The 14,234-nt window shown below is 68.1% G+C and carries 13 protein-coding genes; 9 read left to right on the forward strand and 4 right to left on the reverse strand.

From position 1 onward, the window contains the following. The 3 genes from lipA to BM199_RS27355 all read left to right on the forward strand — a co-directional run. A partial coding sequence (gene lipA / locus BM199_RS27345; RefSeq protein ID WP_177242812.1) for a lipoyl synthase occupies window positions 1-996 on the forward strand: 996 nt, incomplete at its 5' end. A gap of 13 nt (window positions 997-1,009) precedes the next feature. After that, a complete protein-coding gene (locus BM199_RS27350) occupies window positions 1,010-2,395 on the forward strand; it encodes an L-serine ammonia-lyase (RefSeq protein ID WP_091677403.1) in 1,386 nt (461 codons plus the stop codon). 103 nt (window positions 2,396-2,498) lie between these two features. Continuing rightward, window positions 2,499-3,224, forward strand: coding sequence for a FadR/GntR family transcriptional regulator (locus BM199_RS27355; protein ID WP_425425603.1), 726 nt, complete (start codon window positions 2,499-2,501; stop codon window positions 3,222-3,224). Between the two features lie 184 nt (window positions 3,225-3,408). Here BM199_RS27355 and BM199_RS27360 read toward each other — a convergent pair whose 3' ends face one another. The 3 genes from BM199_RS27360 to BM199_RS27370 form a co-directional block, all read right to left on the reverse strand. After that, on the reverse strand, window positions 3,409-4,401 hold the full coding sequence (locus BM199_RS27360) for an NAD-dependent epimerase/dehydratase family protein (RefSeq protein ID WP_091677566.1): 993 nt from the start codon (window positions 4,399-4,401) through the stop codon (window positions 3,409-3,411). Between the two features lie 66 nt (window positions 4,402-4,467). Beyond that, a complete protein-coding gene (locus BM199_RS27365; RefSeq protein ID WP_245788788.1) occupies window positions 4,468-5,109 on the reverse strand; it encodes a LysE family transporter in 642 nt (213 codons plus the stop codon). A 126-nt stretch (window positions 5,110-5,235) separates the two neighbouring features. Further along, window positions 5,236-5,892 carry an O-methyltransferase gene (locus BM199_RS27370; RefSeq protein WP_091677406.1) on the reverse strand — a complete coding sequence of 219 codons (657 nt, stop codon included), beginning with the start codon at window positions 5,890-5,892 and terminating at the stop codon, window positions 5,236-5,238. 116 nt (window positions 5,893-6,008) lie between these two features. Between BM199_RS27370 and BM199_RS27375 the strand changes: the two genes are divergently transcribed. The 6 genes from BM199_RS27375 (at window position 6,009) to BM199_RS27400 (ending at window position 12,092) form a co-directional block, all read left to right on the forward strand. Further along, entirely contained in the window at window positions 6,009-7,202 is a 1,194-nt protein-coding gene (locus BM199_RS27375; protein WP_091677409.1) for a lipid-transfer protein, read from the forward strand. A 48-nt stretch (window positions 7,203-7,250) separates the two neighbouring features. Beyond that, window positions 7,251-7,682 (forward strand): type II toxin-antitoxin system Rv0910 family toxin, encoded by a 432-nt coding sequence (locus BM199_RS27380; RefSeq protein ID WP_091677411.1) that lies wholly within the window; start codon window positions 7,251-7,253, stop codon window positions 7,680-7,682. A 19-nt stretch (window positions 7,683-7,701) separates the two neighbouring features. Continuing rightward, window positions 7,702-8,583, forward strand: a complete 882-nt coding sequence (locus BM199_RS27385) for a MaoC/PaaZ C-terminal domain-containing protein (protein WP_091677414.1) — start codon at window positions 7,702-7,704, stop codon at window positions 8,581-8,583. Between the two features lie 143 nt (window positions 8,584-8,726). Continuing rightward, the gene (locus tag BM199_RS27390) at window positions 8,727-9,605 is read left to right on the forward strand and encodes an SDR family oxidoreductase (RefSeq protein WP_091677417.1); all 879 of its coding nucleotides are present in this window, start codon (window positions 8,727-8,729) and stop codon (window positions 9,603-9,605) included. 3 nt (window positions 9,606-9,608) lie between these two features. Continuing rightward, complete coding sequence (locus BM199_RS27395; RefSeq protein WP_091677420.1) at window positions 9,609-10,877, forward strand: acyl-CoA dehydrogenase family protein; 1,269 nt, start codon at window positions 9,609-9,611, stop codon at window positions 10,875-10,877. 51 nt (window positions 10,878-10,928) lie between these two features. Then, complete coding sequence (locus BM199_RS27400; protein WP_091677423.1) at window positions 10,929-12,092, forward strand: glycoside hydrolase family 172 protein; 1,164 nt, start codon at window positions 10,929-10,931, stop codon at window positions 12,090-12,092. 63 nt (window positions 12,093-12,155) lie between these two features. Here BM199_RS27400 and BM199_RS27405 read toward each other — a convergent pair whose 3' ends face one another. Then, window positions 12,156-14,150: an SDR family oxidoreductase gene (locus BM199_RS27405; protein WP_091677425.1), complete on the reverse strand. Its 1,995-nt coding sequence runs from the start codon at window positions 14,148-14,150 to the stop codon at window positions 12,156-12,158. Window positions 14,151-14,234 lie beyond the last annotated feature (84 nt).

Here is a 14,234-nt window from a genome sequence, read left to right on the forward strand (position 1 = left end):
CCTGATGGTCGGAAGTTGTTGCGGCTTGAGGTTCGTAACAGTGAGACGCCGATTGAGAAGAAGCCGTCGTGGATTCGGACTCGGGTGCGGATGGGGCCGGAGTTCACGGAGTTGAAGGGGTTGGTGCGTCGGGAGGGTCTGCACACGGTGTGTGAGGAGGCTGGGTGCCCGAATATTTATGAGTGTTGGGAGGATCGGGAGGCGACGTTCCTGATTGGTGGGGATCAGTGCACGCGGCGGTGTGATTTCTGTCAGATCGATACGGGTCGTCCGGCGGAGTTGGATCGTGAGGAGCCGCGGAAGGTCGCGGAGAGTGTGCGGGCGATGGGTCTGCGGTATTCGACGGTGACCGGTGTGGCGCGGGATGATCTGGCTGATGGTGGGGCGTGGTTGTATGCCGAGACGGTGCGTCAGATTCATGCGGTGAATCCGGGTACGGGGGTGGAGTTGCTGATCCCGGATTTCAATGCGGATCCGGATCAGTTGGCGGAGGTGTTTTCGTCGCGGCCGGAGGTGTTGGCGCACAACACCGAGACGGTGCCGAGGATTTTCAAGCGGATCCGGCCCGGGTTCCGGTATGACCGCTCGTTGCGGGTGATCACCGCTGCCCGGGAGGCGGGGTTGGTGACGAAGTCGAACCTGATCCTGGGGATGGGTGAAACCCCCGACGAGGTCACCGCCGCGATGCGGGAGTTGTTCGACGCGGGGTGTGAGATTTTGACGATCACCCAGTATCTGCGGCCCTCGCCGCGGCATCATCCGGTGGATCGGTGGGTGAAACCGGAAGAGTTCGTGGAGCACTCCCAGCACGCGGAACGGATCGGGTTCGCCGGTGTCATGGCCGGGCCCCTGGTCCGCTCCTCCTACCGCGCGGGACGGCTCTACGCCCAAACCAAACACCACCGCGGCGAAACCCTGCCCGACAACCTCACCCACCTCCTCACCAACACCACCCCCGCCACCCAAGAAGCCAGCAGCATCCTCAGTAGACAGTGATCGGAGCGGATCAATGGCGATCAGCATCTTCGACCTGTTCTCGGTCGGCATCGGCCCCTCCAGTTCCCACACGGTGGGGCCGATGCGGGCCGCGCGAACCTTTGTGGACGGACTCGCCGACAGTGGTGAACTGGAGCGCGCGCATCGGGTGAAGGCCGAGCTGTTCGGCTCACTCGGGGCCACCGGCCACGGTCACGGCAGCGCACAGGCGGTCCTGCTCGGTCTGGCGGGGGAGCGGCCGGAATCGGTGGACACCGACTCGGTACCCACTCGGGTGGCCGAGATCCGCGAGGCACGCAGGCTGCGGTTGCTCGACCGGCGGGAGATCGGCTTCCGCGAGGACACCGATCTGGTGATGCACCGGCGGAGGTCGCTGCCCGCGCACCCGAACGGCATGGTCTTCCGCGCGTTCGACCCCGAAGGTGAGCTCTTGCGAGAGCGGACGTTCTACTCGGTGGGCGGTGGTTTCGTCCTGGACGAGACCGCGTTTCCGGCGGACGGCTCCGATCCGGTCATAGTCGAGGACAGCACCCCGCTGCCGTATCCCTTCCGCACGGGCGGCGATCTGCTCGCGCACTGCGTGGAGACCGGCCTGCCGATCAGTCAGATCATGTTGCGGAACGAGCTTTCCTGGCGCAGCGAGGACGAGGTCCGTGCGGGGCTGCTGCGGATCTGGGACGTCATGGTCGAGTGCGTTCGCAACGGTTGCGAGCACGATGGTGTGCTGCCCGGTGGGCTCAAGGTACCGCGCAGAGCAAAGTCCTTGTACGACAAGCTGCGCGGCGAGGACGGTGTCGGCGACGCCCTGTACGCGATGGACTGGGTGAGCCTCTACGCGCTGGCGGTGAACGAGGAGAACGCGGCTGGCGGGCGCGTGGTCACCGCCCCCACCAACGGCGCGGCCGGGATCATCCCCGCGGTCCTGCACTACTACCGCCGGTTCATCGCCGAAGCCGACGACGACGGCGTGGTGACGTTCCTGCTGACCGCTGGTGCGATCGGGTCGGTGCTCAAACAGACCGGGTCGATCTCCGGTGCCGAGGTCGGCTGCCAGGGTGAGGTCGGTTCCGCGTGTGCGATGGCGGCGGCGGGCCTGACCGAGGTGCTCGGCGGGTCACCGGCGCAGGTGGAGAACGCGGCCGAGATCGGCGTCGAGCACCACCTCGGCCTGACCTGTGACCCGGTCGGCGGTCTGGTGCAGATTCCCTGCATCGAACGCAACGCGGTGGGGGCCTCGAAGGCGATTCACGCCGCGAGGATGGCGATGCGCGGCGACGGCAGCCACATCGTCACCCTCGACAAGGCCATCAAGACGATGCGCGAAACCGGCGCCGACATGAAGGTCAAGTACAAGGAGACGGCGCGCGGCGGCCTCGCGGTGAACGTCATCGAGTGCTGAGCTGGGCGTGCCGATCGGGCTGCCCGGCCTACACTTGGTGTTCCAACGCATGCCGGGAGGGGAGTGCGCCGTGACCGCCGAGCCCAGTAGGGACGCGGAGCCCGTGCGGGGTGGTCCGGTCCGTGGGGTGAGCGCGGGGGAGGCGCTGTTCCGCCCGGTGCGGGCGGGCAACGCCTTCGAGGAGACGGTGGAGCGGCTGCTGCAGGCGGTACGACTCGGTGTCGTCGGCGCGGGGGAGCGGCTGCCTGCCGAGCGGGAGTTGGCCGAACGCCTCGGCGTCAGCCGGGTCACGCTCAGGGAGGCCATCCGGGCGCTGGCCGACGCCGGATACGTCGTCTCCCGCAGAGGTCGCTACGGGGGCACGTTCGTCACCGAAAGTCTGCCGGTACCAAGGGCTGCCGGCCGGGCGGCCAATCCCGACGCACTGGAGGACGCGCTCAGCCTGCGGCACGTACTGGAGACCGGTGCCGCCGAGCTGGCGGCGGCCCGCTCGCTGACCCCGGCCGACCGCAGGCATCTCACCAGCACTCTCGCCGAGGCCAGTGCGGCGGGCATCGACGACTATCGGCGGCGGGACTCGCGGCTGCACCTGGCCATCGCGGAGGTGACGGCGTCGGGTTCGCTCACGACGGCGGTCGCCGACGTACGGATGCGGATCAACCAGCTCCTGGACGAGATCCCGCTCCTGGAGCCGAACCTCGAACACTCGAACGTGCAGCACGAGGCGATCGTGGACGCGATCCTGTCCGGCGACTCCGGCGCGGCCCGGCACGCCATGGCCGAGCACATCGAGGGCACCGCCTCCCTCCTCCGCGGCTTCCTCACCTAGCCCACTCAGACCGTCCAGAGCTTGGAGCGTCTGCAAGTACTACCAAGCAAGATCGACACCGTCTTCAACCACCACCAACTCGCTCGGTCCACGCGTCAGCAAGGCGCCGAGTTGGTAGCGGTTGGCGACCAAGATGATCTTGCTTGGTAGTACTTGCAGACACACCTACCGTCAAGTGGCTCGTTCAACCGAGCAGGGCCCGCTCCTGCTCCGGGCTCAGACCGCCCGCTCGCTCGCGGTCGATTCCCCTGGCACGTTCGTCGGCGAGGACGTCCTGCACCGTGTCTTCGAATGGCCTCGTTTCGAGTCCCTCCCTGTACGCGGTGGTGGGGTCGTGCGACACCATGCCGTAGTGCGAGGCCGGCAGCCACAACGGCAGCGCGCCCGGTCCGGCCCAGTAGTCCACACCCTCCGCGCTCAGCCGTTCCAGTGAGACCGGCACGAGTTCCGTTCCCGCGGGTGCCACGAGTTCCGCGATCCTGTGCAACGTCGAGTGCAGCGTGGTCGGATGGGTGACCGTGTCGTAGGTGCCGGTGGTGCCCTGCTCGCCCGCGGTGACGATCCAGGCGGCCAGATCGCGGACGTCGATGTGCTGGTAGGGCTGGACCCGGTCGTCGGGGATTGCCACGCGACCGCCCCGGCTGAGCCGCACAGGCCAGTACCCGAAGCGGTCCATGTAGTCGCCCGGCCCGCAGATGTCGCCGGGGCGCACGACAAAGGTGCGGTCGGCACCGACCGCGTCGCGGACCGCGTTCTCGCAGGCCACCTTCACGCCACCGTTGTGTTCCGCGGTCCGTTCCGCGGGTGCCTGCTCATCGGTGATCGGCTCCAGCACAGGTGCGTCCGTCTTCTGCCCCTGGGTAACCGTGTCGGCGTAGGCGTTGATGCTCGAGACGAACGTCCAGTGCCCGACGTTGTCCGCCAGTACGTCCAACGCATCGCGCACCCACGGCAGTGCCATCGTCGCGACATCCAGGACGGCGTCGAACCGCTCGCCCGCGAGCGCCGTTCGCACGGCATCCGGTTGGTCGCGGTCGAGGGGCAACAGCCGCGCGCCCTCCGGGATCGTTCCCGATTCGCCCCGTGCCGCGCACACGACCTCGTGCCCCCTGCGTACCGCTTCGGCGGCTGTGGCGCGGGAAAGGAACGAGGTACCGCCGAGAACAAGGAGTCGCATACCGAGAACAGTGGCACCGGCAGCGCCGGCGGCGCGAGCGAGATCGCTACCGGTGAACAACAACGTTCACCACACCATCCAGATGGCCAGCGCTCCGATCAGGACACCGGAAGCCAACCCGGTCAGGAGTCGACCACGCGGGCCGGTCAGCAACCTGCCCAGTAGCGCACCTCCACCGGCCAGCGCCAGTTGCCAACTCGCCGACGCGGTGAACGCCGCCACCACGAACACCATGCGGGCAGGCGGGGAGGCGGCGACCGAGTGGCTGTTGCCCACCACGAGCGCGGTGAAGTACACGATCGTCGCCGGATTCAGCAGCGTGAGGCCGAGCAGTCCGGCGTAGGCGCGCCACGCTCCCGGCGTGGCGGGTGCGCGGACCGTGCCCTGCTCCCGGTACGCCCGCACGGCGGTCACCGCCGTCCACGTCGCGAGGCCCAACAGCACCACCGCCGAGGCGATGCGGAACTGTGCCGCGACCGGTGCCAGCAGGCCCGCCACTGCACCGCCACCGACCACGGCGGCGAGTGCGTACAGCCCGTCCGCACTGGCCACTCCCAGTGCCGCGGCACACCCGACCCGAAGCGAGGTCCTTGCCGTCAACGCCACGAGATACGACCCGATCGCGCCGACCGGCAGCGCGATCCCGTACCCCGCGAGCAGCCCGGCCACGAGCGCGCCGGTCACGACAGTGCGGGAGTCGGCCTCCACATCGGACTCTTCTGCTGCCGTACCGCGGCGATGGACATGGCTGACGGTGACGGCGGAAAGGCACGAGCGGAGGTCATGCCCGGAATCGTGTCCGGGCAGTGCCCGTCAGGCAACCGAATTTGCCCGTCAGGATCCGACCAGTGCGATGGTCAGCCCGTCGTACCCCTTGCCGCCCACCGTCTGCAGCGCCGTCGCGTCCACCCGTGGCTCGGCGGAAATGAACTCGTGCAGCCGGCGAACGCCCTGCGCCGCCGAGTCGGACGGATCGTCCCGCGCCACGCGCCCGGCCCGGACCACGTTGTCCACTATGATCACGCTGCCCGGCCGGGACAGTTGCAGAGCCCAGCGGAAGTACTCCGCGTTGTTCTCCTTGTCCGCGTCGATGAACGTGAGGTCGAACGGCCCGCTCAGCTGCGGCAGGGTGTCCAGCGCCCGGCCCACTCGCACCTCGACCCGTTCGCTGAGCCCTGCCGTCGCCAGGTTTGCCTCGGCCACCGCGGCGTGCTTGGCATCGGCTTCCAGCGTCACCAGCCTGCCGTCCTCCGGCAGTGCCCGCGCCAGCCAGATGGTGCTGTACCCGCCGAGCGTGCCGACCTCGAGGATGCTCCGCGCACCGACCATCGTCGCCATGAGGTGCAGGAGCTTTCCCTGGTTGGCCGCCACCGCGATCGACGGAAGCCCCGCATCCTCACTGGCCCGCACCGCGGCGTCGAGGGCTGGGTCGGCCGGGATGAGCAAGCCGTCGAAGTACTGCTCGACCGCGTTCCATACATCCTGATTCATTGATCGCCTCCCACAGATCACGCTACCTCTAGTCAACATACAATCCTGTTGGTATGTTTGTTGGATCGTCCCGCGCAGGGGCGGTTGGCAGGCGAACTAGACACAGGGAGTCCCAGGTGAGTAACAGGACCTACGTCGTCGGTGTCGGGATGACCAAGTTCGAGAAGCCCGGGCGCCGGGAGAACTGGGACTACCCGGCCATGGCGAAGGAGTCGGGCACCAACGCCCTCGCCGACGCGGGCATCGCCTACGACGAGGTGCAGCAGGCCTACGTCGGCTACGTCTACGGCGAGTCGACATCCGGCCAGCGCGCGGTATACGAGCTCGGTCTCACCGGCATCCCGGTGATCAACGTGAACAACAACTGCTCCACCGGCTCGACCGCGCTCTTCCTGGCCGCGCAGGCCGTGCGGAGCGGCACAGTGGACTGTGCGCTGGCGCTGGGCTTCGAGAAGATGCAACCCGGCTCACTCGGCAGCACCTACGACGACCGCGAGCAGCCGATGCTCAAGCACATCCTGGCTCTCGCCGAGCTGCGCGAGGTCGCGATGCCGCCCGCGCCCTGGATGTTCGGCGCCGCGGGCCGCGAGCACATGGAGAAGTACGGTACGACCGCCGAGCAGTTCGCCAAGATCGGGGAGAAGAACCACCGGCACTCGGTGAACAACCCGTACGCGCAGTTCCAGGAGGAGTACTCCCTCGCGGAGATCCTGGCCGCCAAGATGATCTACGAGCCGCTGACGAAGCTTCAGTGCTCACCGACGTCCGACGGCTCCGGCGCGGCGATCATCGCCAGCGAGGCCTTTGTGGACAAGCATGGACTCGCGGGGCAGGCGGTGGAGATCGTCGGACAGTCCATGGTGACCGACATGCGCAGCACCTTCGAGGACAACTCGGCGATCAGTCTGGTGGGCGGTCAGATGTCCAAGACAGCGGCGGCGAACGTGTACGAGCAGGCCGGTCTCGCACCGGCCGATGTGGACGTAATCGAACTGCACGACTGCTTCTCCACCAACGAGTTGATCACCTATGAGGCACTCGGCCTCTGCGCCGAAGGCGAGGGCGGCAAGCTCGTCGACGCGGGCGACACCACTTATGGCGGACGCTGGGTGGTCAACCCTTCCGGCGGGCTCATCTCGAAGGGGCACCCACTCGGGGCGACCGGCCTCGCGCAGTGCGCCGAACTCAGCTGGCAGTTGCGCGGCACCGCACAGCGCCGTCAGGTCGAGGGCGCCAGCGTCGCCCTGCAGCACAACATCGGTCTCGGTGGCGCCGTCGTGGTCACGGCCTACCGGCCCGCCGAACGCTGAACCAGCACGGTACGAACCCGAACCAGCTCGATCGCAGGAGGAAAGCACATGGGCCAGATCAACGCGTCGGTTGACCTTCCCGCGCCGCCGGAGAAGGTGTGGGAGGTCTTCTCCAACCCGAACAACTTCGAGAAGTGGCTGACCATCCATACCAAGTGGAAGGGTGAGGTGCCCGCGGAGTTCAGCGAGGGCAGCAAAATCACCGAGGTTGTGACCATGATGGGAATGCCGAACACCATCGAGTGGACAGTGGACTCTTACCAGCCGCCGACCGCGCTCTCGATCTCGGGCACAGGGATGGCCGGGGTGAAGGTGAAGTTCGAACTCTCCGTGCGGGAGGCACCCGATGGCTCGACCGCCGTCATCGACGCGGAGTTCACCGGTTCGATGATCGTCGGCGCACTCGGCAAGGCCGTCGAGAAGGACGGCAAGAAGAACCTCGACAGGTCCATGGAGAACCTCAAGGAACTGCTGGCCTAGTCGGAGCAAGGGAGCGGACATGACAGGCAGCGGCAACACCGGCAGCAGCGACGAACTCGCCTTCGATGCGTCCGGACTGGACACCTGGGCGGAGGCGCACCGGTTCGAGGTGACCCGCGAGCGGATCATTGAGTACGCGGAGGCGACCAATGACCCGATCGAGGCACACCGGACCGGCGAACTCGCCCCGCCGGTTTTCGCGATCGTGCCGGTGTTCCACGCGTTGATGGAACCCGCGCTGGAGGTCGTCCCGGTCGAGTTGATTCCACGGCTGGTGCACGGGGAGCAGGACTTCCGGTTCCACCGGCCCATCGTGGCTGGGGACAAACTGGTCTCCCGTGGCAAGATGATCGGCTACGAGGGGTTGCCCAACGGAACTCGCTCGGTGATCTACCTCGAATGCCGGACCGAGGACGGCGAACTGGTCAACGAGCAGTACGTGACCGCGTTCTTCCGCGGCTTCGACGCGGGTGCGAACGTCGGCGCACAGGCTCCCGGGCACAAGTTCGACGAGGGGCTGCGGTCGACCCCGCCGGTGGCGAAGCTGACGCAGCACGTCGACGAGGACCAGACCTTCCGCTACGGGCCGGCCGCCGGTGACCCCATGCCGATCCACCTGGACGCCGAGATCGCCAGGTCCGCGGGCCTGCCGGGGATAATCGCGCACGGGCTGTGCACGCTGGCCTTCACCTCGTGGGCCGTGCTCACCGAGGTCGCGGACGGGCGCAGTGAGCGGTTGCGCAGGCTCGCGGTCCGGTTCTCCAAGCCGGTCTTGCCCGGCCAGGACATCACCACGCACATCTGGAACGCCGGTACGGCCGATGGCGGCACCGCGTACGCGTACGAGACGGCCGTCGGTGACGACCTCGTGATCAAGGACGGCTTCGCCGTCATCGACTGACAGGCAGGGAGCTGGTGACCATTTCCGGTCGAGGTGATGTGTCGAACGTGCCCTCCGAAGGCACGCGATCGCGTACGCACGTTCTTCAGAAAACACTGACCGGGCAACAAGACAACAGGCCAACAGGGCAGGGAGCACGACTGATGGGAAGTCTGGACGGGCGCGTCGCGGTGATCACCGGTGCGGGACGGGGAATCGGGCGTGAGCACGCCCTGCTGTTCGCCCGCGAAGGGGCCAGCGTGGTGGTCAACGACCTCGGCGGGGCCAATGACGGCAGTGGCGCCGACAGTGGTCCCGCACAGCAGGTCGTGGACGAAATCACGGCGTCCGGCGGCACCGCGGTGGCCAACACCGACAACGTCGCGGAATGGGCGGGTGCGGAGGCACTCGTGGGCCAGGCGGTCGCGGAGTTCGGCGGGCTCGACGTGGTGGTGAACAACGCGGGCATCCTGCGTGACGGCTTCATCGCCGGGCTCGAGGAGTCGCAGTGGGACTCCGTCATCGCGGTGCATCTGAAGGGGCACTTCGCCGTGCTGCGGCACGCCGCGGCGTACTGGAAGTCACGGTCGAAGGCGGGCGAGCCGGTGGCGGCCTCGGTGATCAACACGGCCTCGGCGTCGGGCACCACGATGCCGAACGCGGGGCAGGCCAACTACGGTTCCGCCAAGGCCGGTATCGCCGCCCTGACGCTCGTGGCCGCCGGGGAGTTGGAGCGCTACGGGGTGCGGGTCAACGCGATCGCGCCCATCGCCAGAACCCGGCTCACCCTCGCGACTCCCGGCATGGGCGCGATCTTCGCGCAGGAGGTGGAGGAGGGCGAGTTCGACGCGTTCTCCCCGGCCAACATCTCGCCGGTAGTGGCATATCTGGCCACGGAAAAGTGCCCGATCACCGGAAAGGTGTTCGCGGTGCAGGGCGGAGCGATCTCCGAACTGGCCGGCTGGCACGACGTCCGCACCATCGAGACCGAAGGCCCCTGGTCGATCGAAGACATCGCGAACCGCCTGCCTGTGGAGGGCTGATCCGTGCTCGACTGGTCCGAGACCGACCTGCTGATCCGTGACGCCATCCGGGAATTCATCGACAAGGAGATCCGGCCGAACGTCGACGCGTTGGAGAGCGGGCAACTGCCGCCGTACGACATCATCCGCAAGCTGTTCGCCTCCTTCGGCGTGGACACCATGGCAAGTGAGGCTGTGACGTCACTGCTGGAGAGCCAGCAGGCGCGCGCCGAGGCCGGCGAGCGGCCCGGCACGAAGCCGAAGGGGAAAAAGTCCGGTGCCCTCGGTTTTGAACTCGGCGGACAGGAGAGCCTGGCGCTCGTCGTCATCAGCGAACTCGCCGGGGTGAGCCTCGGGATCGTCGCGTCGATGGGAGTGAGTCTGGGTCTGACGGCCTCGACCATTCTGAGCAAAGGCACGCTGGCGCAGAAGGAACGCTGGCTGCCTGGCCTCGCGACCTTCGAAAAGGTGGGTGCGTGGGCGATCACCGAACCGGACTCGGGCTCGGATGCCTTCGGCGGTATGAAGACCACGGTTCGCCGTGACGGCGACAAATATGTCCTCAATGGACAAAAGACGTTCATCACCAACGGCCCGTATGCGGACACCATCGTCGTTTACGCGAAGCTGGACGAGGAGGACGGCACGCCGGCGCGGGACCGGAGGGTGCTCACCTTCGTGCTCGACTCGGGTATGCCGGGCCTGACCCAGGGCAAGCCGTTCGCGAAGATGGGCATGAAGTCCTCGCCCACCGGCGAGCTCTTCTTCGACAACGTCGTACTCGGCAGGGACAGGCTGCTCGGTGCGACCGAACAGCACACGGGTGGCGACGGCAAGGACAGCGCGCGGGAGAGCTTCTCCTTCGAACGGATGGGTGTCGCGGCGTTGTCGCTCGGCATCATCGAGGAATGCCACCGCCTGTGCGTGGACTACGCGAAGAGCCGCACGTTGTGGGGCCAGGAGATCGGCCGGTTCCAGCTGATCCAGCTCAAACTGGCGGAGATGGAGATCGCCAGGATCAACGTGCGGAACATGGTGTTCCGCACTATCGAGACGCTGCGGGCGGGCAAGCTGCCGACGCTGGCCGAAGCCTCGGCGATGAAGCTGTATTCCTCGCGCGCCGCGACCGAGGTCGCGATGGAGGCGGTGCAACTGTTCGGCGGCAACGGATACATGGCGGAGTACCGGGTGGAGCAGCTGGCCCGCGACGCGAAGTCGCTGATGATCTACGCGGGCAGCAACGAGATCCAGGTGACCCACATCGCCAAGGGGCTGCTCGGAAACGGCCGGTGACCGGTGGGCAGTCAGCGCGCCCGCATCGGGGGTCACTGATACGTTGCGCTGGTGGTCGATGTCAGTGATCTCACCCTCGTTTCTCCCGTCCGCGAGTCGCGGGCCGTCACCTTCGAGAATCCCACCGGCGAACCGGGTGCCGGTGGTGCGGCCGCAGGCGGGCGCAAAGGCGCGCCGAGCCGGGACGTGCAGCCCGGAGAGCGGGTCGTGCTCGCGGACCTGCGGGGACCGGGCACGGTGCGGCACCTGTGGCTGACCTTCCCACCGGGACCACCGACACGGACGCGGGCGCTCTATTTGGAGATCTACTACGACGACCTGACGGAGCCGAGTGTCTCGGTGCCGTGCGCCGACTTCTTCGGCGTACCGCACGGCAGGCCCGTCTCCTTCTCGACCGCGCTGACCAGCATCCAGGAAGCCCGCGGCTTCAACAGCTACATCCCGATGGCTTTCGGCGACCGCATCAGGGTCGAACTCGTCAACGGCTCTCGTAAGCCGTCCACCGTGTACTTCCAGCTGGACTACACCCTGGAGGACACCGCGTCGCCCGGCAGGCTGCACGCGTCGTTCCGCAGGCAGAACCCGACGATCCCGCGCGCGGACTTCGTCATCACCGAAGGACTGCGCGGGCCCGGCCGCTTCCTCGGCTGCGTCGTCGGCGTCCGGCCGCTGGATCCGGGGACCTGGTACGGCGAGGGCGAGGTGAAGATGTACCTCGACGACGACCGGGACCTGCCCACGATCTGCGGCACGGGCCTGGAGGACTACGTCGGCACCGCGTGGGGAATGGGGCCGCACAGCGCGCCCTACGGTGGTGCGCCGCTGGAGGTGCGTGAACCGGGAACGGGACTGGGCACGCTGCCCGACTTCGTCGGGTTCTACCGCTGGCACGTGCTCGATCCGATCGTGTTCTCCGAGCGGCTGCGGGTCACAATCCAGCAGATCGGCGCCGACCACTTCTTCGAGGGCGAGGAGGAGCGCCTGGAACTCGCCGTGAGCGAGGGCCGGGTCGCGGGCAACGGCATCCAGCGCAGGCAGGGTTCGCCGGTGATCGCCAGTGGCTTGTTCGAGCGAGTGGATGACTACTGCGCAACCGCGTTCACCGTCTGCTCGTGGCCGCAGCCGGTGCCCAGGGTGGATGTGGAGACCGCCATCGCCGATCTCGGACGCAGGCCCTACGAGGAGGCCGACGAGCTGGAATTCCTCTTCGTCTGAGCCCCGGCTGGCTTCAGGGGCGCGGAGCGCCGCCGTTTGGGTGGTGGTGGGAGACGGGCGGGCTCAGGGGCGCCTGCGCCAGAGCAGTCTGGTGACCGTGCCCGCCACCGCGGCCAGCGGAGGAGTTCGCGGCTGGTCTCGTGCTTCCGGCGCGGACTCCGGGACGGCCTGGTACACGAGGTTCGCCGCGAGCCGTGCCAGCCGCGGGGCGAAGCGCCCCGCCAGTTCCGCCGCCGTGCCTTCGGGCAGGTTGCGGACCTCGGGTCGTTGCTCCAGCGCCTCGATGACCAGTGCGGCGGCCCGGCGGGGACTGCTGGAGGGGAGCGTGCGGTAGATGCCGGTCGGGGCGATCATCTCGGTCCGCACCAGGGGCATGCGCACAGAGGTGAAGGTGATGCCGTCGGCCAGTGTCTCCCTGCCCGCCGCGAGGCCGAACTCCTCCAGCGCGGCTTTGGACGCCAGGTAGGCGGCGAATCGCGGGGTGTCGGTCTGCAGTCCCTGCGTGGTGACGTTCACGATGTGGCCGAAGCGGCGTTGCGCCATTGAGGGGAGCAGGCCGAGGATCAGCCGGATCGGCCCGAAGTAGTTGATGGCCATCGTGCGCTCGAAGTCGTGTACGCGCTCGGTGGACAGCAGCACCGACCGGCGGATGGAGCGTCCGGCGTTGTTCACCAGCATGTCCACCGCGCCGTGCTCGGCGAGGACCGTCTTGACGAGGGACTCCACCGCGTCCGGATCGGTCAGGTCACACGGGTAGGCGCTCGCCCGTCCGCCTGAGGGGGTGATCTCGGAGCGGACCTGGTCGAGTTCGACTGCCCTGCGGGCCACGAGCAGTACGGTGGCACCGCGCTCGGCGGCCTGCAGCGCCGTCGCCCTGCCGATCCCCGAGGACGCGCCGGTGATCAGGACTGTTCTGCCGTGCAGGGCGCCACCCGGCCGCTTGCGACGCGCGCGGTCCGGGTCGAGGTGGCGCAGCCAGTAGTCGTAGACCGCGCCCGCGTACGCCGAGAGTTCGGGAAGGGTGATGCCGCTGCCCGCAAGGGCGGCCACGGTGGCGCGGGTGTCGAACCGCACCGCCATGCTCAGATGGGGCAGGACCGCCAGCGGGATTCCGAGTTCGGCCAGTACCCGCGCCCGCGCCGCTCGACCGCCGGGCAGCCGATCGACACCCGCCGCGGCGGCACGCGCCGCCCCGGAGCCCAGTGCGCGCAGCAGGGCGGAGGCCGGTTCCGGCAGGGTGGCGCCGATGCGCGGGGCGCCCGCGGCGGCGGCGAAGGCGTTGTAGACCTCGGTCAGCGCCTGGGGGCGGGGAGAACCGAGGTGGTAGGTGGCCCCGGAGGGGGCGTTCGTGTGCATCAGGTGGTCCATCGCGGCGATCACGTAGTCCACCGGCACCAGATTCGTGGCACCGAGGTGTGGCCCGGCCAGCGGCAGAGCGGACGGCAGTGCGGCGAGCCGGGAGATGGCAGGCAGGAAGTAGTACGGGCCGTCGATCTTGTCCATCTCGCCCGTGCGGGAGTCACCGACGACGGCGGAGGGCCGGTAGACGGAGTAGGGCACGTCGGTCTGTGCGCGCACGAGCTTCTCGGCGGCGAACTTGGTGGCGTGGTACGGCGATTCGAAGCCCTGCCCGAGATCGAAGTCCGCCTCGGTGAACCGGCCAGGGTGGTCGCCTGCCACCGCGATGGACGAGACGTGGTGCAGGCGTCCGGCGCCCGCGGCGCGGGCGAACTCGAGAACGTGCCGCGTGCCGTCGACGTTGGCCGCGGTGTTGGCGGCCTCGCTCGCGGTGAAGTCGTAGACGGCGGCGAGGTGGACGACGTGGTCGATGGGGGAGAGGGCAGTGGGGTCGATGCCGAGGCCCTCGTCGGTGAGGTCACCGGTGACGGGAACGAGGCGCTGCGAATTCGGCCAGGTGGCGGCGAGTTCGGTCAGCCGCTGCGCCGAGGTCTTGCGCACCAGGGCGTACACGGTCGTGGTTTCGTCGCGTTCCAGCAGCCTGGCCACCAGGCGCCGGCCGAGGAAGCCGGTCGCGCCCGTCACGAAGTAGGTCGTCATCGCACACCCTCTGATGGGAGGTATCGCCGTCGGCTCCCACTTTACCTACTGATCAGTAGGAACGAGGTGCGGGTCAGCTGCCTA

This window comes from Amycolatopsis marina (assembly GCF_900111885.1).
GTDB classification, from domain to species: Bacteria; Actinomycetota; Actinomycetes; order Mycobacteriales; family Pseudonocardiaceae; genus Amycolatopsis; species Amycolatopsis marina.